Consider the following 20,800-nt stretch of genomic DNA (forward strand, 5'->3'; position numbering starts at 1 on the left):
AGTTCATGACCAAACAATTAACATCCCGATGGCATCGTCTTTTTTTTGCCACAATCGTTATCGGAATTGTTGCTGGTTTTGGTGGGATGTTTTTAGCCTTGTTATTGCATTTTCTCCAGCACTTAGCCTATGAACATACTGTATTTCCTATTATTGAAAATGAGCGTTTTCTTGATGTTGTTAGTGGTTCATCTTCCTCAAGAAGGGTGATTACGCTTCTACTGTGTGGTCTCATTGCAGGTTGGGGGTGGTGGGCTGTTTTTCGTTATGGCAGGCCTTTGGTGAGTATTGCTAATGCAATTAAATCACCCAGACCCTATATGCCTATAAAAACCACTATAGCGCACGTATTACTGCAAATAATTACAGTTGCTTTGGGGTCTCCTATGGGACGCGAAGTGGCTCCACGGGAATTAGGGGCAACATTTGCGTGTTGGTTGACCAATAAAATGAAGTTGCGCCCTAAAGAGAGTCAAGTACTGGTGGCCTGTGCCGCGGGAGCAGGGCTAGCTGCCGTCTATAATGTTCCTTTTGGTGGGGCGCTGTTTACTTTAGAAGTCCTACTTGGTACTTTTCGATGGTTTGCAGTGATTCCCGCAATAACTACTTCTGCGATTGCAGTGGTTATATCCTGGATTGGTCTTGGTAATCAGTCGCTGTATCATATACCTGTTTTGATACTTGATTCTTCAATAGTTATTTGGGCTATTCTCGCTGGTCCCATTTTTGGTTTTTCTGCTTATTGGTTTAAAGAGATTACAAATAGAGCTCAAAGTCGAGCACCAAGAAATTGGAAAATCATCATCTCGTGCCTATTCAATTTCTTTATTATCGGCTTATTAGCTATTTATTTTCCGGAGATATTAGGGAATGGTCGCTCTGCAGCCCAGTTAGGATTTGATGGGAATATGTTAGGACTAGGTATTGCAGCAGTTGTATTAATACTTAGGCTTTTAATTGTTTGTACCAGTATACAAGCGGGTGCCGCAGGTGGAATATTAACTCCCTCCCTTGCAAATGGTGCGTTAATGGCCGTCATTCTAGGCATTCTTTGGAGCCATTTGTGGCCAGGTATCTCAATATCTGCTTTTGCCGTTGTTGGTGGCGCAGCATTTCTTGCTGCGGCTCAAAAGATGCCAATCACTGCAATTGTCCTGGTCATTGAGTTTACAGGGATCAATTTTAGCTTTTTCATTCCGATGCTTTTAGCGGTTGCTGGGGCCATTAGTATGTTTAATTATTGTACTACGAGGCGTTTATCCAAAACCTCCAAGGATAATATTCCATTATCTCATATCCGAAACTAATATTGGATAACATGTCTCTGGAAGTAGGTCCTTTAATAAAGGAAGCAGAAAGCACTAGATTAAAGATACGATTAACCCCCATAAGCTTTTTCAATCCAAGAAACAAAATCTTCTGCTAAAATCGAGCGATCAAAATTGCTTTCTCCCAAGAGGCGAGCTCGTTCGCCCTTTTCTTTTAGTTGGACTCGATTCGTTGCCGCAGTCTCTAAAGCATCAGCAAAAGCAACTGGGTTTTCAGGGGGTACAACAAAACCGCAATCTTTTTCATAAATCAACTCAGCAAGCCAGCCAGGATAATTATTTAATACAGGCAGACCTGCTGCAATATAATCAAAAAATTTGTTAGGTGAGGTGCCATAATAAAAAGCAGGTACATTCGCAAGAATTTGCAAGCCCAAATCAGCACGTTTCATCAGGCCGGCTAGTTTTATCTTGTCCACTGGCGCATGGAAAATTATATTATCAAGCGCTTCTCTAATGGCTCGTTTTTGTAATTCGGCTTTTAATTTCCCATCGCCAATTAAGAGCAATTTAATATCATTTCGCCCTCGTTGTTTAAGCTCCATGGCAGCATCCAACACCGCATCAAGCCCATTAGCTATGCCATGAGTTCCAGAATACACCGCAAGAAAGTCTTCTGAATTTACCCCAGGTGGTTGCCATTCTAAGACTGGCTCTGAAAAAATATGGAGGTCACAGCCATTCGGTATCAATTTAACCGTGTCATTGGAAACTCGATGTTTTGTAATGCCTTGTACAATACCTGGTGATAAACCAATTAATCGATGTGCTGAGCGGTAAGAGGCCCACTCCAGTACAGACATAGCTCCCAAAACAAAACGATTACGAATAACTCCCATTGCTCTAGGCAATTCTGGCCATAAGTCACGCACTTCAAATACAAATGGCTTACGACGAAACCAGCGTGCAAAAATACCAGGGATACCTACTGTTAAAGGCGTAGTTGTGGCAAAAAGCAAATCATATTTTTCAGTGAAAACCAAACTCGTACTTCTGAATGCAAATTTAAAGAATATTCCCGTACGAGTAAGAAAACGATCCTTGTTTGAGTAGGCTAAATCAAACTCAATAATTTTAATTCCATCAACGGTTCCTTTGCGGCAACCTCGAACAAAAGGTTGTGAAAGTCCTGTTTGGGCGGCACCATAACTACCACATACCATAGTTACCTGATGTCCACGCTTAATAAGTTGCCTCGCCATTTCATAGGAACGAATGCCAGTTGTTCCTTTGGGTGTAGAAAAATGCTGATGAAAATATAAGATCCTCATATTACCCACTATACTCCATTACTATAATAAATCTCTCTGCTTGTTATTATCCAATTCCAATACGGGTAACTTGTTTTTTGAAGAGAACAGCGCGATTTTTTAATATCTACTCACTTAAAACAGATAATATGCAGACTGGCATTATATTTCAATATGTTACTTCACTTTTATGCTTTAAATTTTTATTTTGCCCGGAATATTAAATATCTAAGATAATTTGTTTTGCACATATTATTTCCTTCATATGCCATATGAATTATCCATTGATTTCCCATGCTAAAGATTGGCGATATGATACTGAAGCTAAGTGCTTTAGCTATTCTATGAAATGGAGCAGATTAAGAAGCGATTTTGTCGCTTTTCTATTTGCTCATTTGGTATAGCTTTTAAAAAGCATTGTTAAGCTCTATACCTTATTAAAGTTGTAAGCGAATGATATGATTGAATCTGAATTTTATAACGGAAAAAAATATTAATATATGAAATTATAATAAATTCATAGATAATAAAAAAATCGATTTATTAGCCAGCGAATAGGCAGATAAGGTTATAAGGGTATCTTGGGAAATTTCGTACCTTCCTGCAAAGAATCCTAAAACATTCATAGACCTAGTGAGTTCCAAGAGGAATCCGTGCAAAACTCATACAAACCTCAATTATCTAACAGCTATCGTCCTGATATAGATGGTCTAAGAGCATTGGCTATTATATCTATAGTTGTTTTTCATTTTAATAAGACTTGGTTGCCAGGAGGATTTGTTGGAGTAGATATTTTTTTTGTAATCTCAGGATTTTTAATTACTAAAATAATACAGAATCAAATGATAGACGGAAGATTTTCGTTTGCGTCTTTTTATGCACGTAGAGCCCGACGAATTTTTCCTGCAACATTATTTCTTGTTTTATTTACTTTGTTTGTAGGTATAATTTTCTTATTACCTTCTGATATAAAGAAGTTGTGTCAAGCCGCAATAGCTGCTTCTTTATCAAGTACGAATATTTATTATTGGAAATTTCTTGATACCAGTTATTTTGCCCCTTCATCAGAACTTTTGCCTTTACTCCATCTATGGTCTTTGGGGGTAGAGGAGCAGTTTTATTTAATATGGCCTTTGACTTTAGTACTATTGCATAGAACAGGGGGAAAATTACTTGGAATTGGAACTTTAATTTTAGCCAGTATTTCATTTGTAATTAGTGCGATTGCTCTTAAGAATGATTCTGTTTTTGCTTTTTACATGCTTCCCTCAAGAATGGGGGAATTTTTAGCTGGAGGAAGTCTGTGTACCGCCTCTATTTTACTAGAAAATAAAAAAATTCCTTCTTGGGTATATCAAATCACTGCAATTTCCGGTCTTTTACTAATAGTCTGGTCTCTTTGTTTCTTAAATGAAAAAACAGGATTCCCAGGTCTTATTTCAATAGTACCAACTTTAGGTTCTATGCTATTAATTATATCTGGAAATGGAAGTAATCTGCTTACCAAATTGTTATCTCTCAAGCCAATAGTTGCAATAGGGTTACTCTCCTTTTCCTTATATCTATGGCATTGGCCGATCTTGGCATTTTATCGATACGCCTACGTAGAGTTAGATTTGCTTGGATACTTTATATGTTTGGGTTTAATAACTATATTTAGTATATTTTCATACTATTTTATTGAAACAAAATTTCGATATAATCAAAGAGGATTTATTTTACCTGCAGCAGGATTTAGTGCTGCATTACTTATTCTTATTATTGTCCCCGGATGTTATTTCAATTCAACTGGTGGTTTTATAAGTCAAAGTGCAGCTAATAAGTTTATATTGAAAGCAAGGGCAATAAATGCTCTCAAGGCTCCTGCATATACATACCCTTATAATTGTCAGGATAAACCAGAAAAACTAAAAGATGTAAATTGTATTTTAGGACCTACAAACGTAGAACCTCGCATATTATTATGGGGTGATTCACATGCTGCTCATTATGTTGGCTACTTAAAAATTCTTGCTGAACATTATAGAGTAGGGATTAGAAACTTTACTCGTTCTTCCTGCATCCCATTTTTTGTAAATACGAGAAGATACGTTAATCCCGCTTTACAAGCATCTTGTGAAAATTATCATAAAGTAATCCAGGGTATAATCTCGCAATATGACACTATTATTGTCGGCGCATCTTGGCTTAACTATAACAAAGGTGATTCTATCTATAAGAAAGATATGGAAGTGTTTATTGATGAGTTATCTCGTACAGGAAAGAATGTTATTATTGCATTGGATGTTCCAAAATTTCCAAAGTATGACCAGAGTTGTGAATTAAAATCAACAAAAATACCTCGGTTAGACTGTGAAAAAATGGGCCAAATTATTTTAAAAGAAGACTATGAAATTAATAAATATATCGTTCAATTAGCCTCAAAATATAAGAATGTCTCAACATTTTCATTACGCCAATTGATCTGTAAAAAAAATACTTGTTCGGTTTATTTTGGTGGTAATCCGATTTATTTCGATACAGGCCATTTGAGTATGGCTGGGTCTACATCATTAGGCGAAACATCCCTCAAGAAACACATTATCCCAGATAATATTCGTTCTCTTTTTTTGGTGTAACATAAATATATAGCTGGGTTAAATATTATATCTTCGACGTAGTATGTCCACATAAGTTTTGCCATAATATTGAAGATGGTGTGATGGTATTTCGTGATGATGACCATTTATCTAAGGAAATGGTCATAAAATTAATCCCCTCAATTAGAGAGCAGCTACATCTTGCTTTTGTTGCGCAATAATATCAGCCAAAACGGGTGGAATACGTTTCTTTGCAATAGCATACTTCCCTAGAGCATGGGATCCATAAAGGCTTAAATGTTCTTTATCAAAATAAAGTGCTTTGCCATGCATATAAGCTGAGCATCGATGATCCTTACAAATCAAATCATTAATAGAAAGAACATAAACATTTGAGTAGCGCTGAGATATCTCTTGCACCATTCGATTCCACCTAGTTTCACCATTCCATTCATATTCGCTTTGAGAATTACAATCAAGTGAAGGTACTTTGAGTTTTTTAAATTTACAAACCTTATCATACTTAGGAAAATGAGGAACATCCAAAGTCAAAATAACTTTTTTGCGTGCTTCTGATAATTTTCTAACGAAGTTATCCAGATCCTCATCTAGCGTTTTATGTCTATTACCATACATTTCCCAATTTGCAGCAACTATTAAAATATCATAGCCGTCAATCAATTGCGCAATACGCCTATTAAATGTCCTGCACGAGTCTACTACATCATATCGAAGATATTTATCGACTTCAGTAAAAAAAGGTAAGCATTGTGAATGGGAAAAATTAGTAATACTTATTTCCCAATGTTCTGCAAGTTCTTTCATAAAACCAACATAATGAGCAGAGTGAGAGTCACCCCACATGAGAATTTTAGATTGTTTGGATGCATCACCTAAAATACATCGTTGTTCTGAGAATAATTCCTTTTTATATTTATCCACCTGGCATGTATACGATGCTGTAGACGAAGGGGCTTGCTGTGCCAAAACCTTACGCATGGCAATTAAATAGTCCCTACCTGCATCTTGATTAAGAAATCCGCCCTGATGAATAAACCAAAGTGCTGGCATTAAATTGACCAAAAACAAACATGCAATCTGAACTAATTTTGTCAAAGTCCGGCCGGTACTATACCGGAATCTCTTTTCTACAAAAAAATATGAGCAGATTGAAATAGTTAATATAAGAACCATACAGCTCACCATATCTAAACTGTTTAATTCCACATAGACATAGCGATAGAAGGAAAGAATGGGCCAATGCCATAAATAGAGTGAGAATGAAATTAAACCAATAGATACTAGTAACTTATACGATAATAAATGCGAAATAATATTGCTAGATATCCCATTAGCAATAAGTAAAGTTGCTGCCGCTAAAGTTGGAATACTAACAAGCCATCCTGGGAAAGCCATATTTTCGTTTAACAAAAACATGGCTGCTATAATCAGGAAAAAACTTAATATCGCGATACCATTTACAAATCTAACTTTTTCTCGAGTATTAAAATATTCTGCTAGCAAAAAAGCTAAGCCGCCGATAATTAACTCAAAAGCTCTTGTCGGCAACATATAGTAAGCAAATAGGGGGTGGGAGGCGGTTATCTCAATACTTAAACACAGTGATAACAGTGCTAAAAAGACCAATATCCATTTTATGGATTTGGGCTTTAGCCCTTTGTAAGCCACCATTAAAAGGACTGGCCATATTAAATAAAATTGCTCTTCAACTCCTAATGACCATAAATGCAGTAATGGAAATAATAATGAAGAATCTGCAAAATAATTTGCATCTAAAAAGTACCAATAATAAATATTTGTAACAGAAAAAACTGCTGTTATCGCTGTTTTAGACAAGCGAGATAAATCCTGTGGCAACATAATGAAGTAGGCAACCAACATTACCATTGCAATCATGCAGAGTGTTGCAGGTAATATGCGTTGTACCCTACGCCAAAAGAACTGTCTCATTGAAAATGAGTTATGATTCAATTTTTGAATAATAATTCTTGTAATCAAAAAACCAGAGATTACAAAAAATATATCAACGCCAACAAAACCACCAGGAAGCAAGCTCACATTCAAATGGAATACAATTACGGCGAGAACAGCAATTGCTCTTAACCCATCAATATCAGCCCTATAATCAAAACTATATTTTCTCACTTAAGAAGCCAAATATTTTTTATTCAATTGTAGCCAAATTTCTAGGGCTAAAGGATTAAAAATGTCACGGTACCAAACTGTGGAACTTTTTGATTTATTAGCGCAATAAATTCGATATTTTTCTAATAACTCGTTCCGTTCAACTAATTGATATTTAAATATAAGTGCACTTTCATTAAAATAACTTAATACCGTTTCAACCAATTCATTTCTTAGCCATTCCTCTTGTGGATTCACAAAACCTTGTTTGTCTTTTCTCCAAACAATTTTCTTAGGCAGATAGGCTTTTATTGATTCTCTAAATATCAATTTAGTCCAACCCTTGCCTAGTTTCTTGTGAGGCGGCAAATTAATGAATAACTCCATCAAACGATAATCAAGGAATGGCAAGCGAATCTCTCTTGACCAGGCCATAGACATTCTGTCTTCATAGTGTGTTAAAAAAGGAACCGAAAACTGACTAAGATCTTCAATTTGTCGATCAGTAATTGTTTGATGTTGTTTCAAACCAAGTGCTTTGGACCGATAATTTTTACGTATCATAGCACCAGAAATATCAATATCTCGCCGTTTAATCCAGCGTTTTGGAAGATAACGCTTTGCTTCTTTCCAATTAAATTGAGTTACAACACTACGATTAATTAAAAAACTCCATCCTAATGAAAATGCACGCCAGATTTTTTTTTGCCGTATTAGTGATTGAATATAAAAACCAAGATATTTCTTATAACCACACAGCAATTCATCAGCCCCTTGCCCACTTAATATGACAGTAATTCCCAGCTCATGCGCTTTCTGCATCATTAAATAATGTGCAACATTAGAAAAACTTCCAAGTGGCGCATCATTATGCCAAGTAGCTTTTTTTAACAAATCAATAGCATCTGTCGGCGACCATGATAGTTCTAATTTATGTACTTTAGCGCCTAAGAAATGAGCCATTTTATCAATAAAAACGGACTCATCTAACTTACTCCCAGGCGATACAACTGATAAAATATTTAAATTTGCCGCACTTCCCAAGTGTTGCTGCATCATCGCTGCGATACTCGATGAATCAAGCCCTCCAGAAAGTGTCACACCAATTGGGACATCACTTTTCATACGAATGTTCACAGCATCTTGGAACAAAGAGGCAACATGCTCATGCAAATTATCTCCCTCAAAAGGCTCGGCATCTAAAACATTCCAATAGGGTACGAGATTAAGTTGCAGCTGTTGATTTTTCAAATCAATTTCTATGTAGTGGCCTGCCGGAACAGCTTTAATTGCCTCAAAAAAAGTATTATTAGATGTGTCCTGTATCGACTGAATTAAATACTCACCAACAGCTTGATAATCCAAATGAAATTGCTCACCGGACATTTCTAAAATCGCTTTAACCTCTGAGGCAAAGTAAAGCTGATTATCTTTCAAATAATAATACAAAGGTTTTACACCAGCGCGATCACGGCATAAATACAATTTATTTGTTTTTTGATTGAGCCATGCAAAAGCCCACATACCATTAAAAGCACGTACAGCCGTATCAATGCCTTGCTCATCCAGCGCACAAAGCACCACCTCAGTATCAGTTTCACTATGAAAATGTGTTGTCTGTAACGAGGACTTAAGAGTTAAATAATTATAAACCTCACCATTATATATAATGCATGAAGACGCAGAAGACATAGGTTGTGCACCTGCATCAGACAAATCTAATATTGACAACCGTTGATGAGCAAATCCTAGCTGCCAATGCTCACATTTAAAATGTGCTATATCTTGAATATCCGGACCACGATGCTTTTGAGCTATCTCAGCTCGTTTTAAGCAAGATACAATATCTTTATCCGCAAAATTTGTAACAACTCCAGCTATGCCACACATAAAAATACCTTTTAAAAAAATATCCTTTGGATATAAGCTTCTGACATGATCAAATCTTAAAAAATAGTTTAAGCAATTAATGGTATCAACTTAAACTGTAAGAAATGATTAGTTCATGTTCGTATATTGAATTTGATTCTTCTTTATATTTTTATCTAAAAAACGTCGTGAAGATGCATAATAATTTGTTATGGCGTAGCGTACACCATCGATAATAGGTTGTCCTCGATGCAAGCCACTTGTATCACATAAAATTACAGTTCCTTTTGGAGCTAAAAAAACTTTTGGTGATACATCCATTATCTGCAAATATTCATCAATATTTTCTTGGTCATAACGTGGATTATTAGCATGTTTTCGCGTTTTGGAGCGTAATTCAAAGAGTATTTTATTGCGTAGTTTATGAGAGCCCGTGATGTATTCAAAAGGACCATTTAATTCGGAAACATCTGACAAATAACAAATTGCCTTAAATTGTGATAAAAATGAATCCCTATGCCATCCTCCCCCAGATCCAAATGCTTTAGCATCAGAATATATTTTGGCCGCCATTGTTGTAGTTAAGAGCTGTGGGGTTTTAATATATTGCTCACCAATGATTTTTAAAAATGCTGAATCAGAAAACAAATGACGATGATCCGCACTCATTTTTTGTATCGAAAAAATTCTACGATCGTTGTCTATTATTTGAGCCGTACTTTCCAATGAATTAAAAATTGTGATCAGTCGGTCACAGATATCCGCAGGAAGAAAGGAATCTAAAACGGCATACCCATTTTCTCTAATTTCGCCAACAAGCGCCTTCTCTGAAAAAGGATTTTTGCCAATTTTAGCTATTGAATGCGCAAAAATTAACGCAAAAGAATGAAAAAATGCGGTTCTTTTGATATCTATACTCATGGAATATTCCTTCGATTTTGGTAGAAATATAATGACACAATGACAAATACAACCATTGCAATCATTGGTGATGACAAGGGGTTTATCAACGCTGCCGGGTTCAAATATAGTCCTCTTAATAAGTAACCATAAACAACGACACCAACTACCGTTACTGTTATTGGACGATTTATTCCAACAACTACATCCATTATTGCAGCAACAATACTATAATAAAAAACAGTTATCAGCGGCACTAAATACAAAGGAAATAAATATGCAGTAGCGCCCAGCACTCCAGGTGATGCCCCTCCACGTCCGGAGTCATTGATTAAAATATTTGAAAAATTAAATCGCGATATGGAGCCAAATGAGTCCTTAAATATACCACAATTTCCATCATTAAAAATGACACAAAAGCGGAAGTTAATCTCGTTGCTAATAATTTCCCAGGCTTTTTGTAGTATTTCAGGATTATCACTATGACTATTAATTGCAAAACCAGTTGAAAAATAAATGGTAGACAATCGATCGATTAACCATATGATTTTACTGATATAATAGTCTAATAATAGGGCTGGATCCGATGGGAGCCCTCTTTCCTTAAATGCGATACCAAGAACAAATAACAGGAAAGCAAGTATTAAAGCGAAAAACTTATATTTCAGTCCATTTAAAAGGGGTGTATTAATAAATTTTGCAAACATTGCTGGAAAGTATATATACCATAGAATAATCCCAACTAATATTACTTGTGCCATCCCATCAATTGTTAACAATAATGCTATTGTAATCAACATCCAATATGATTTTCCAAACGTACACTGAGCAGAAAAAATGCCGGTCTTCCTTGCGACAATCATGTAAAATACTTGTGCACATAGTACGGCGTTACCCAAAAAAATGATTTCAACCAAAAATGTTCTAGAGAGATTACTTGATGCTGAGATACCATCATAACGATTAAAATGAAGCCCGGAACTAAAATAAACAATTGCTGCAATAAAATATCCGATAGCAAACAGTAAAAAAAAATGTCTACTTATTCGTGGAAATAGCCTAAACCAAATTCGAACCCATGAGGCTATAATTTTAGTTAAGGGTTCAGCAAAAATTATCAAAAGCAATAAGGTACTAATCAAAACTGTTACAAACTCAAGTGTTACTTGAGGATAAACAAACTCATTGCGTAAATCACCTTGGATCAATCCATAAATAAACAAAGGAGCAATAAGGGAAAAAAAGAGATCTCCCAGTGCAATTTTGATTCCTATTTTAGTAATTTTCACTGTTACTCCCTGCATTGACAATATACGCAGTGCCTTTAAAACTATAAATTATCAGCAGTAAACAAGACAAGCTAAACAGATTAACAAGTACCACAAAATACAACCAGTTATCGCTCCAAATACCGCTATATTTTAGTAAAAACATAATACATTGGAAAACAACAATAACGTTCATCCATAGTAAAAATATGTTACGAGTATTTTCATTGATAAAACTAGAAATTAATGCGATCGCATATCCTCCCAGCAATCCTAGCAATAACAGGAAAAATAGCCCCATTTCATTATTATTCCCACCTCTAACAAAGCAACTTAATAAAGCAAGCAATAATAATGCCCCATGTATTATCCATAAATAAAATTCAACTCGCCCAGATTTAACCACTCTTTGTTCAAAAAGCAACATAACACGTGATAATATCATCGTAAAAATTCCAGAGATCAAAATAGCATCAGAATATATAATAATAATCTCTTTCTGGGTCTGAGCAATATTGAGTATCAATTGGGAAAAAATATATCCGGAGAACACAATTAAAAAAGAAGAAACCTGCATACCCCAATATTTTTTAGATATTTTGACAAACAACTTCATTCCTTTGGAATAATTAAGCTTGCTCGATGGTCGTTTGATAAAGAACATGCCAATAACTAAAGCACAAACTTCAATCATCACATTGCTTGCTGTTTCTGAATGATAATCAGCATATATGCACCATCCTCCAGCAATAAAATTTATAAAAAACAATACCACCGAATAAAAACACGCCTCAACTATATTCTTTTGTACCAAGCGCAATCCAATTAACAGAGTTAAAATTGCATTTAAGGCGCTAATTATTGGGAAATAATAATTTTTCATTACAAGCAGTGAAACAATAGACAGGGGCGGAAAAATAAAAACCCATATTCCTATAATATAATTTTCTACTACATTTACTATTCGCTGGCGGCCACATAAAAATTCTTTTCTTAAACCAGCTCTCATACCTGCTTGAATCAAAAACGCTAAGAATGCAGTAGTTGTTTGCAAATAAATTAAATTTATTAATCCATGATTATTAAAAAATACGCGCGAGCAATATATTGCCAAAGAAAAACCTACTGCACCAAGAAATACCATGAAAAAGCAAATTATATTTACAATTTTTTTCACATCGTTACTCAACCGTTTGAAACATTATATTTTCACGTTTAGAAAATGCATCAATAATCAAATTATAATGTTGAAAGAGCTCGGTTTTTAATGCTGTGGTTCTTAAGGCAATACATTGTGTCTTTGGAAAAATGCATGATAATGAATATAACGCTGTTGATATTACAGAGTATAATTTCTCTGGATACCACTGGTTTTTAAGTAAATAATATTCTATAGCTACATCCGCACGTAAAATATGAACACGTGGGATTGACGCAATGCGTTGAATAACCTCGCTACTTTCTGCCCTATGTGGGATATAATGTACAGTCACATCAGGTGAGTTATGTACTGCAAACTCAACGAGACGGACATAAGCATCTAATTCAATAGCAGACATGTCTACTAATATTTGACCTATAAAAAAAATGCAATTATCCGGATGGATTGAACACATAAATTTATTCGCCAACGAATTAAAACTATTTAAATAAACCTGTTTATAATTTTCTTTCTCTAGTTGAAAAATACTGAAGGCAAGATATTTTTTTATTTCCTTATTTTTTATGATCCTATCCGCTAAAAGCGTAGCCACTCCATCATCGAGTAATACAACTTCCTTTTTTACTACTATATTTGAAAAAAACTTTAAGACACCTGAAAAATAACTCCCCAAAACGACATGATTGTAAGATCGACGTGTTAAAAGAAGAAAATTTATCGTAGAAAATAAAATACTCTTCCAATTTTGGGGTTTAACAAAGAATGTTTTTTTTACATGAACACCAAGGGCTTCAAGCATAACGCGCATTTGCTCATCATTGGTTCCTACTCCACTGTTTCGCACAAAAAAATCATAATATCCTGGATATTGATTCAGATATTCATATGCACACAATAATTGAAATGGGGTTTCTACTAAAATTAGTCCTTTTTTTCTAATTGCCATTGCCTTAATTACTCCGAATCATGCTTTTTAGAGGCGAAAAAAATTATATTCTAAAGTTGTCGACTATTCATCTTCACTGTCTAGGTTCCGTTACTTGTTCGTGACAATTGATCTGATTAATATCCAAACATTTCAACTTTATCCTCCATTTCTGGATTCCGCGAACAGGTCGCGGAATGTGGACCACGATGAATTGTCACAACCCCTTAAAGAGATGGTGATCGATATCACCATTAATTAGCTATTTCTTAGTTAAATAGCTCGGAGGTTAATGCGGTACCTATAGCAATATTTTTTGTAGCTCGTTTTCCTAAAATTTCTTCATAAAACTTAGGTTTTAACCCATAACCAGGTCGAATGGAGCGGATATTTTCTGATGTAAAAACATCTCCGGCCTTCATGGGCTTCACAACGTACAACGAACGGCGAAATTTAATATTATCTTGTTCACTTTGTTTTCTTGCATAAGTAACCTGTCCCAACGCAGACCATGCCACCTGACTATCTCTGCAAAGAGCAGCGAGTTCATCGGGTTCCAATGAAAAACTATCATCAGGCCCCCCCGCGGTTCTATCTAACGTAAAATGCTTTTCGATAATACATGCGCCTAAAGCGACGCTGGTAATTGCTGTTACATTATCTAATGTATGATCGGATAAGCCAGTAACTAAACCGAATCGTTCCCTCAGGTTTGGTAATGTTCGCAAATTATAATCTGCAGCAGGGGCTGGATAACCACTTACACAATGTAAAATAGCGAGTTGTTTACATCCGCCTTCTTTAGCAGCATTAATAGCTTCTTCAATCTCAAGTGCGTCTGCTAGTCCAGTAGATATAATCATAGGCTTACCTGTACTTGCCACATATTTGATGAGCGGCAAATCAATTGCCTCAAACGATGCAATCTTATAAGCAGGGGCATTTAATGATTCTAAAAGGTCTACAGCTGTATTATCAAATGGCGAACTAAATATAGTGATCCCTATATCATGAGCGTAATCAAATAGCTCTTTATGCCAATCCCACGGCATATGCGCTTTTTCATATAACTGGTATAATGTAGTTCCCTGCCACAATCCTTCACGAATAAGAAATTCATCTGATTGGCAATTTATAGTAATGGTGTCTGGCTTATAAGTTTGTAGCTTAACTGCATGAGCTCCTGCATGTTTTGCTGCTTTAATCAAAGTTCGCGCATTCTCTATACGACCATTATGGTTAGCAGAAATTTCTGCAATGATGTATGGTGGTTGTTCTGCAGAAATGCGTCTACCATCTATTATTATTTCAGGATTATTATTCATTCCGTTTAAACCGTCCTTCTTAATTATTCCATTCGTTCTTTAATAAGCCCAAACAAATGACTGCTTGATAATTTGTTCCGTCAAAATATTGATCTCGTAAAATACCTTCCTGTCGAAATCCTAATTTTTCATGGAACTGCAGTGATCTTACATTAGAAGCAATAACATATCCCATCACTTTGTGTGTACCAAATGTGGAAAATGCATAATCTAATGCATGCTTACCTAAAGCACGGCCCGTACCTTTAGGAGCATCAGGCGCTATATAAAATCCCCATTCGACAGGCAGTGTTGAGCAAGACCGAGCAAAATTTACAAAACCTACGGGGATATTATTCTCTTCAAAAATTAATAATTTTTTCTTATCATTTATTGATTCTTTTTCAAACCAAACTATATGTTCGTCTAAACTAATTTCATGATTAGTATACATATACTGCCGAATATCGGGGTGATTGCGCCAATTTAATACCATCCGCAAATCATCACGAATCATGGGACGAATACCATATCTTTTCTGTTCCAGATTAACTAGCATTTATTCTCCCTACCTGCTAAAAAACACTGAAAACCTTTGAACTATCCATCAACTTGATCAAGTTATATTGATGGTTATCATTAGGAAATATTAGGATTACATTCCATTGCTCGTACAACCCGAGCCACACCATAGCCATCAACAAGACTTTGGGCACGATAACTGATTGTATTTAATAAAGCAATATCTTTCATGATGTCCATAAAAGTTTGCACAAAAAACTTTGAAAAAGCTGATGCAGAAGGAGTACCTACATCGATCGCTGCACCCATTGCACTTAATTCAGAAGCAATAGACTTTTGATTATCAGCCAAGGTTACCATAATGGTAGGAAGCCCCAAACAACACCGTTCCCAAGAAGTACTTCCCGCGGCACCAATAGCCAAATCAGCTTCAGCCATTAATTGCTCCATAGTACTAATCCCTTGAAGAACTTCTGTTGCCCAAGGTAATGTTTTAGCTTTAGTATGAACTGAGGCTGCAAAAGGGGCATTAGCTCCTAATACTACGCCTAATTGACAACTGCCTGGTAGTTCAGTTAAGAGCAGCAAGTCTAAAATTTTTTCTGTTACATTAAATTGATCAACTCCGCCCATAGAGATCAAAATTTTGTTAAGAGCTGCCACAGAACGTCGGCCTAAACTATACTCTCGAATTGCGGCAAACTCAGGTCGAATTATTGCAAAATTAGTGCCTGTTAATAAGGAGCAAGATGCTGGAACCCAAGGGCTATAATCTCTGTTTGGTCTATTTAATGTTTGATCTAATAATAAATCGCACATATGACTTCGGTTTGCCAAATCATCGATTACCATTAGATGTTTACAAAATGGCTTCAATACTTCTTCCCAAGATACATCAAGAGCGTAATGATCTACTACCAACCAATCAATTTTGGATGATTTAATTGCAGCGGCAGTTTGTCCTGCATCAAGATTCCAGGTACATCCCAACCATGCATCATAATCGCTTGGATTGCTTTCTTGCTTCGTTAATGAATTATTTTTATCTTTCTGTCGCGGTAAAATATGTACTTTGTAATCTTGCTGTATAATACTTGATATGAGATTACCTGGCAGATCAGCGCAGATAAATACACAATAGTGACCATGGATACGTAATGCATTAGCTAAGGTTAAACACCGCATAACATGACCATTGCCAATCATCAAAGAAGCATCAACTCTAAATGCAACATTCATAAATTTTAATTATTTTGTGGCGCTGAGCAGAAATATATCATATTCAATTTTGACGTAACAGGTCATTGAACGAAGTATACCTTCGAGAGTTTACTTAGGTGTATAATAAAATTTTTCTTCAACATAAAATATCATGAACATAGCAATTATCCCTGCTCGTGGCGGCAGTAAACGCATCCCAAGAAAAAATATAAAAAATTTTCATGGCAAACCTATTATTGCGTACTCTATTGAGGCGGCATTAAGGACCAATTTGTTTGACAAAATAATTGTTTCTACTGATGACAAAGAAATAGCGGCAATAGCCAATCAATATGGAGCAGAAACCCCTTTTATAAGGCCGCTAGAAATCGCTGATGATTATGCGACAACGTTAGATGTTATAGAACATGCCCTAAACTGGCTAGACTCCAATAACTATTATATCAAGAATCTATGCTGTATATACCCAACGGCACCTTTTTTGCAAAAAGAATATCTCGAGGAGTCTTATAATCTTTTAACTAAAGGTGTTCATTATGTATTTGCTGCGACAGAGTATGCTTATCCAGTCACTAGAGCATTCAAATTAACTGAGAACCGTACCATTCAAATGCTTTGGCCTGAGAATTATGAGCAACGCTCTCAAGATTTAGATAAAATATACCACGATGCCGGTATGTTTTATTGGGGAACTTATGAGGCGTTCAAAAAAAAGCTCCCTATTTTTTCTCAACACTCAACCCCCTTATTGCTTCCACATTACCGAGTTCATGATATAGACACATCAGATGATTGGGTCATGGCAGAAATTCATTATAAAATGTTACAAGAAATGTGATGTTTACTCGTTTAATATTCTTTGCAAAGCATCAATTACTGTATCGTGCTGTTCGAGAGTCATCGATGAGTACATAGGTAAACTAATAGCTTCTGAATAATAATCTTCTGCCTCTGGAAAATGCTCTTTTTTAAAGCCCATTTTTTGGTAATATGGCTGACGATAAACTGGAATGTAGTGTAAGTTCACCCCAATGTTATTCTGCCTTAAAGCATCAAAAACCTGTCTATGCGTTAATTTGATACGATCTAGCTGCAAACGGATCACATAAAGATGCCATGACGAATAACTGTTAGCATCCTGAAAAGGGCAAATTAAAGGTAACCCATCTAAAGACTGATTATAACGAGCAGCCAATACATGGCGTTGGGTTATAAACTGCTCTAATCGCTGCATTTGACTAAATCCTAGAGCCGCCTGAATGTCTGTCATTCTGTAATTAAAGCCCAAATTCAACTGCTGATAATACCATGGACCATCAGACTGTTGCGTCATTTTACCCTCATCGCGGGTAATCCCATGACTTCGCAACAAATTAATATATTCTGCATATACAGGATTATTCGTCAGCACCATACCACCTTCTCCGGTGGTAATAATTTTAACAGGATGAAAACTGAAAATAGTAATATCACTATAACGACAGTTTCCTATCGTCTCATTTTTATAACGTCCTCCTATAGCATGAGAAGCATCTTCTATGATCTTAAAACCATAGCGCTGACTCAACCGATAAATAGTTTCCATCTCACAAGGTTGACCAGAAAAATGTACGGGAACCACAATTTTGGGTAAACATCCGTCTAATTCAGCCTGAATTAATTTATTTTCTAAGGCATGAATGCTGATGTTATAAGTGTTGGGATCTATATCTATAAAATCTACTTGCGCCCCACAATAAAGGGCACAATTTGCGGAAGCAACAAAAGTAATCGGGCTAGTCCATAACCAATCACCGGGCCCCAAATCTAAAGCAAGACAAGCAAGATGCAAGGCAGACGTTGCACTATTAAGTGCTATCGCATACTCAGCGCCGCAGTAATTACTAATTTCTTTTTCAAATATAGAAACGGCTGGTCCTTGAGTTAAATAATCCGATTTTAATACTTCAACAACCGCATCAATATCATCTTGTGTTATATTTTGGCGCCCGTATGGAATCATTAGTAAATACCCGATAAATGATTAAATTGTTTTATTTCATGAATATCTAGGAACTTCTCATTTGTTCCTGAATTATATTCAAAACCTTGTTGTACTGGAGTTCCTTTTTCACCTAACTGATTTACTACAAAATCATTTTCACGTCCAAAAAAAGTGATAGTAGGTCTTAAAACATAATGATCTCTAAACTCTAAAGTAAGATGAGAGTCATCCGCAGGGCACATTATTTCATGTAATTTTTCACCTGGCCTAATGCCCATTATTTCAATAGGAAGTTCGGGAGCCATTGCTGTTGCTAAATCAACAATACGGATAGAGGGGATTTTAGGAACAAAAATTTCTCCACCGTGCATGCGGGCAAAATTATTTATCACAAAATCAACGCCCTGTTGTAGGGTAATCCAAAATCGAGTCATTCGTTCATCAGTAATAGGTAAATAACTTGCCTTCTCATCAATTAACTTTTTGAAATAAGGAACTACCGAACCACGGGAACCTACTACATTACCATATCTTACTACCGCAAATCGGGTTCTATGCCCTCCTGAGATATTATTTGCGGCGACAAATAGCTTATCTGAAGCAAGTTTGGTAGCACCATATAAGTTGATGGGGTTTGCTGCTTTATCTGTTGAAAGTGCAATAACCTTCTCTACATTACTTTGTAATGCAGCCTGAATTACATGTTCTGCACCATGGACATTGGTTTTAATACACTCCATAGGATTATATTCAGCTGCAGGAACTTGTTTTAATGCAGCGGCATGAATGACAAAATCTACATCTCTCATCGCTTGAGTTAGTCGCTGCTGATCGCGAATATCGCCAATAAAATAACGCATACACGCATGATTATAAATTTGCTGCATTTCAAACTGCTTCAATTCGTCACGCGAAAAAATAATTAATTTTTTGGGCTGGTAACGCTCCAAAAGAGTTTGTACGTATTGTTTTCCGAAGGAACCTGTTCCTCCAGTAATTAATATTGACTTACCATTAAACATTACATCTCCATTATAATTTATTGAAACCATATCCCGCGCAGATCAAGAACAATACGATCACGAACCCGTTCTGGTGGCAATTCTCTAAACTGCCGATGATCGACTAATAACAAAATAATATCAGCCTCTGTATAGGCATGCTCCATAGTACTTAGCATGACATTACCACTCAATACTTCAGGCAACAAGCTTATATTGGGCTCGACAACCATTGTATATCCCTTATGCATTGCACTAATTTGACTTACTATCTGTAACGCAGGACTTTCTCTTAAATCATCAATATCTGCTTTAAAGGATAGTCCCCAACATGCGATGGTGACGTCCTTGATTGTTTTTTCTGGATTGTTTTGTAAGAAATCAGCCACTGCGGTCTTAACTTTTTCAATTACCCATTCAGGTTTACCATCATTCACTTCTCTCGCAGTCCGAATTAATTTAGCATGTTCTGGACAGGAATTGACTATAAACCAAGGATCAACTGCAATACAATGACCACCAACACCAGGACCTGGCTGTAAAATGCGAACACGTGGATGACGGTTTGCTAAACGGATAAGTTCCCAGACATTAATCTGTAATTGATCACATATAATTGATAATTCATTTGCAAATGCAATATTTACATCTCTAAAACTATTTTCAGCCAGTTTACACATTTCTGCAGTACGAGAATTAGTAAGAATGCATTCACCCTCAACAAAGGTTTTATAGAATAATGCGGCCTTTTCTGAGCATTTTGGAGAAATACCTCCAATCACCCGGTCATTTTGTACCAATTCATGTAATACGTGCCCTGGCAGTACTCGCTCAGGACAATAGGCAATTTGAATGTCAGCATGTTCTCCATGAAGATGAGGGAACATTAAATCAGGTCGTTCTTGAGAGAGCCAAGATGCCATTTGCTCTGTGGTGCCTACTGGTGAGGTCGACTCTAATATAACCAGATCTCCCTTTTTTAAAAAAGGGGCCAATGACATACTAGCTGCTTTAACATAACTTAAATCGGGCTTATAGTTTTCTTTAAAAGGAGTTGGAACCGCAATTAAAAATACATCTGCAGGTTCAGGCCTGTTAGTTGCCCTCAAATATCCTTCAGTTACTACTGCTCGAACTATAATATCTAATTCAGGTTCTACAATATGAACATTTCCGGAGTTTATAACATCAACTGCATTTTGGTTAATATCAACACCAACAACGTGTATTTTCCGAGCTGCTAAAATAGCTGCTGTAGGTAATCCAATATATCCAAGACCAATCACTGCTATTTTATGAAAAGGCATAGTGCTTGGCATATTTATTGAAGTCATTTCCATTT

General features: G+C 36.0%; 16 protein-coding genes. 3 read left to right on the forward strand and 13 right to left on the reverse strand.

Translation table 11 applies throughout. The features are described from left to right. Positions 1 to 5 precede the first annotated feature (5 nt). Entirely contained in the window at positions 6 to 1,307 is a 1,302-nt protein-coding gene (locus DGG96_RS05560) for a chloride channel protein (protein ID WP_110141969.1), read from the forward strand. A gap of 71 nt (positions 1,308 to 1,378) precedes the next feature. Here DGG96_RS05560 and DGG96_RS05565 read toward each other — a convergent pair whose 3' ends face one another. Continuing rightward, positions 1,379 to 2,599: a glycosyltransferase family 4 protein gene (locus tag DGG96_RS05565; protein WP_110141970.1), complete on the reverse strand. Its 1,221-nt coding sequence runs from the start codon at positions 2,597 to 2,599 to the stop codon at positions 1,379 to 1,381. A 632-nt stretch (positions 2,600 to 3,231) separates the two neighbouring features. On the opposite strand from DGG96_RS05565, the gene DGG96_RS05570 reads away from it, so the two are divergent. Further along, positions 3,232 to 5,196 carry an acyltransferase family protein gene (locus DGG96_RS05570; protein ID WP_158618869.1) on the forward strand — a complete coding sequence of 655 codons (1,965 nt, stop codon included), beginning with the start codon at positions 3,232 to 3,234 and terminating at the stop codon, positions 5,194 to 5,196. Between the two features lie 144 nt (positions 5,197 to 5,340). Here the strand turns inward: DGG96_RS05570 and DGG96_RS05575 are convergent, their stop codons facing one another. The 9 genes from DGG96_RS05575 to pseG all read right to left on the reverse strand — a co-directional run bounded on the left by DGG96_RS05575 (position 5,341) and on the right by pseG (position 16,491). Beyond that, a complete protein-coding gene (locus DGG96_RS05575) occupies positions 5,341 to 7,323 on the reverse strand; it encodes an acyltransferase family protein (RefSeq protein WP_110141972.1) in 1,983 nt (660 codons plus the stop codon). After that, on the reverse strand, positions 7,324 to 9,192 hold the full coding sequence (asnB, locus tag DGG96_RS05580; protein ID WP_110141973.1) for an asparagine synthase (glutamine-hydrolyzing): 1,869 nt from the start codon (positions 9,190 to 9,192) through the stop codon (positions 7,324 to 7,326). A 108-nt stretch (positions 9,193 to 9,300) separates the two neighbouring features. Further along, positions 9,301 to 10,092 carry a phytanoyl-CoA dioxygenase family protein gene (locus DGG96_RS05585; protein ID WP_110141974.1) on the reverse strand — a complete coding sequence of 264 codons (792 nt, stop codon included), beginning with the start codon at positions 10,090 to 10,092 and terminating at the stop codon, positions 9,301 to 9,303. Beyond that, entirely contained in the window at positions 10,089 to 11,360 is a 1,272-nt protein-coding gene (locus DGG96_RS05590) for a hypothetical protein (protein WP_110141975.1), read from the reverse strand. Before DGG96_RS05590 ends, DGG96_RS05585 begins: the two co-directional genes overlap by 4 nt. Then, positions 11,347 to 12,516, reverse strand: coding sequence for a hypothetical protein (locus tag DGG96_RS05595; protein ID WP_110141976.1), 1,170 nt, complete (start codon positions 12,514 to 12,516; stop codon positions 11,347 to 11,349). Before DGG96_RS05595 ends, DGG96_RS05590 begins: the two co-directional genes overlap by 14 nt. Positions 12,517 to 12,520: 4 nt before the next feature. Continuing rightward, entirely contained in the window at positions 12,521 to 13,447 is a 927-nt protein-coding gene (locus DGG96_RS05600) for a hypothetical protein (RefSeq protein WP_110141977.1), read from the reverse strand. A gap of 248 nt (positions 13,448 to 13,695) precedes the next feature. After that, a complete protein-coding gene (gene pseI, locus DGG96_RS05605) occupies positions 13,696 to 14,751 on the reverse strand; it encodes a pseudaminic acid synthase (protein WP_110141978.1) in 1,056 nt (351 codons plus the stop codon). A gap of 19 nt (positions 14,752 to 14,770) precedes the next feature. Next, entirely contained in the window at positions 14,771 to 15,289 is a 519-nt protein-coding gene (gene pseH / locus DGG96_RS05610) for a UDP-4-amino-4,6-dideoxy-N-acetyl-beta-L-altrosamine N-acetyltransferase (RefSeq protein WP_199739220.1), read from the reverse strand. Between the two features lie 80 nt (positions 15,290 to 15,369). After that, positions 15,370 to 16,491: a UDP-2,4-diacetamido-2,4,6-trideoxy-beta-L-altropyranose hydrolase gene (gene pseG, locus DGG96_RS05615; RefSeq protein ID WP_110141979.1), complete on the reverse strand. Its 1,122-nt coding sequence runs from the start codon at positions 16,489 to 16,491 to the stop codon at positions 15,370 to 15,372. Between the two features lie 133 nt (positions 16,492 to 16,624). On the opposite strand from pseG, the gene pseF reads away from it, so the two are divergent. After that, entirely contained in the window at positions 16,625 to 17,311 is a 687-nt protein-coding gene (pseF, locus tag DGG96_RS05620) for a pseudaminic acid cytidylyltransferase (RefSeq protein WP_110141980.1), read from the forward strand. A gap of 3 nt (positions 17,312 to 17,314) precedes the next feature. Here the strand turns inward: pseF and pseC are convergent, their stop codons facing one another. The 3 genes from pseC to wecC are packed head-to-tail and all read right to left on the reverse strand — an operon-like array spanning position 17,315 to position 20,792. After that, on the reverse strand, positions 17,315 to 18,475 hold the full coding sequence (gene pseC / locus DGG96_RS05625; protein WP_110141981.1) for a UDP-4-amino-4,6-dideoxy-N-acetyl-beta-L-altrosamine transaminase: 1,161 nt from the start codon (positions 18,473 to 18,475) through the stop codon (positions 17,315 to 17,317). Continuing rightward, positions 18,475 to 19,479 (reverse strand): UDP-N-acetylglucosamine 4,6-dehydratase (inverting), encoded by a 1,005-nt coding sequence (gene pseB / locus DGG96_RS05630; RefSeq protein WP_110141982.1) that lies wholly within the window; start codon positions 19,477 to 19,479, stop codon positions 18,475 to 18,477. Before pseB ends, pseC begins: the two co-directional genes overlap by 1 nt. 17 nt (positions 19,480 to 19,496) lie before the next feature. After that, on the reverse strand, positions 19,497 to 20,792 hold the full coding sequence (wecC, locus tag DGG96_RS05635) for a UDP-N-acetyl-D-mannosamine dehydrogenase (protein ID WP_325049823.1): 1,296 nt from the start codon (positions 20,790 to 20,792) through the stop codon (positions 19,497 to 19,499). Positions 20,793 to 20,800: the final 8 nt, after the last annotated feature.

The organism is Legionella qingyii (assembly GCF_003184185.1).

What these genes read in the sequence shown, in the direction of transcription:
- DGG96_RS05560 (WP_110141969.1), top strand. Translation starts at nt 6, where the DNA reads ATGACCAAACAATTAACATCCCGATGGCATCGTCTTTTTTTTGCCACA.
- DGG96_RS05565 (WP_110141970.1), bottom strand. Translation starts at nt 2,599, where the DNA reads ATGAGGATCTTATATTTTCATCAGCATTTTTCTACACCCAAAGGAACA.
- asnB (WP_110141973.1), bottom strand. Translation starts at nt 9,192, where the DNA reads ATGTGTGGCATAGCTGGAGTTGTTACAAATTTTGCGGATAAAGATATT.
- DGG96_RS05585 (WP_110141974.1), bottom strand. Translation starts at nt 10,092, where the DNA reads ATGAGTATAGATATCAAAAGAACCGCATTTTTTCATTCTTTTGCGTTA.
- DGG96_RS05600 (WP_110141977.1), bottom strand. Translation starts at nt 13,447, where the DNA reads ATGGCAATTAGAAAAAAAGGACTAATTTTAGTAGAAACCCCATTTCAA.
- pseI (WP_110141978.1), bottom strand. Translation starts at nt 14,751, where the DNA reads ATGAATAATAATCCTGAAATAATAATAGATGGTAGACGCATTTCTGCA.
- pseH (WP_199739220.1), bottom strand. Translation starts at nt 15,289, where the DNA reads ATGCTAGTTAATCTGGAACAGAAAAGATATGGTATTCGTCCCATGATT.
- pseG (WP_110141979.1), bottom strand. Translation starts at nt 16,491, where the DNA reads ATGAATGTTGCATTTAGAGTTGATGCTTCTTTGATGATTGGCAATGGT.
- pseF (WP_110141980.1), top strand. Translation starts at nt 16,625, where the DNA reads ATGAACATAGCAATTATCCCTGCTCGTGGCGGCAGTAAACGCATCCCA.
- pseC (WP_110141981.1), bottom strand. Translation starts at nt 18,475, where the DNA reads ATGATTCCATACGGGCGCCAAAATATAACACAAGATGATATTGATGCG.
- pseB (WP_110141982.1), bottom strand. Translation starts at nt 19,479, where the DNA reads ATGTTTAATGGTAAGTCAATATTAATTACTGGAGGAACAGGTTCCTTC.
- wecC (WP_325049823.1), bottom strand. Translation starts at nt 20,792, where the DNA reads ATGACTTCAATAAATATGCCAAGCACTATGCCTTTTCATAAAATAGCA.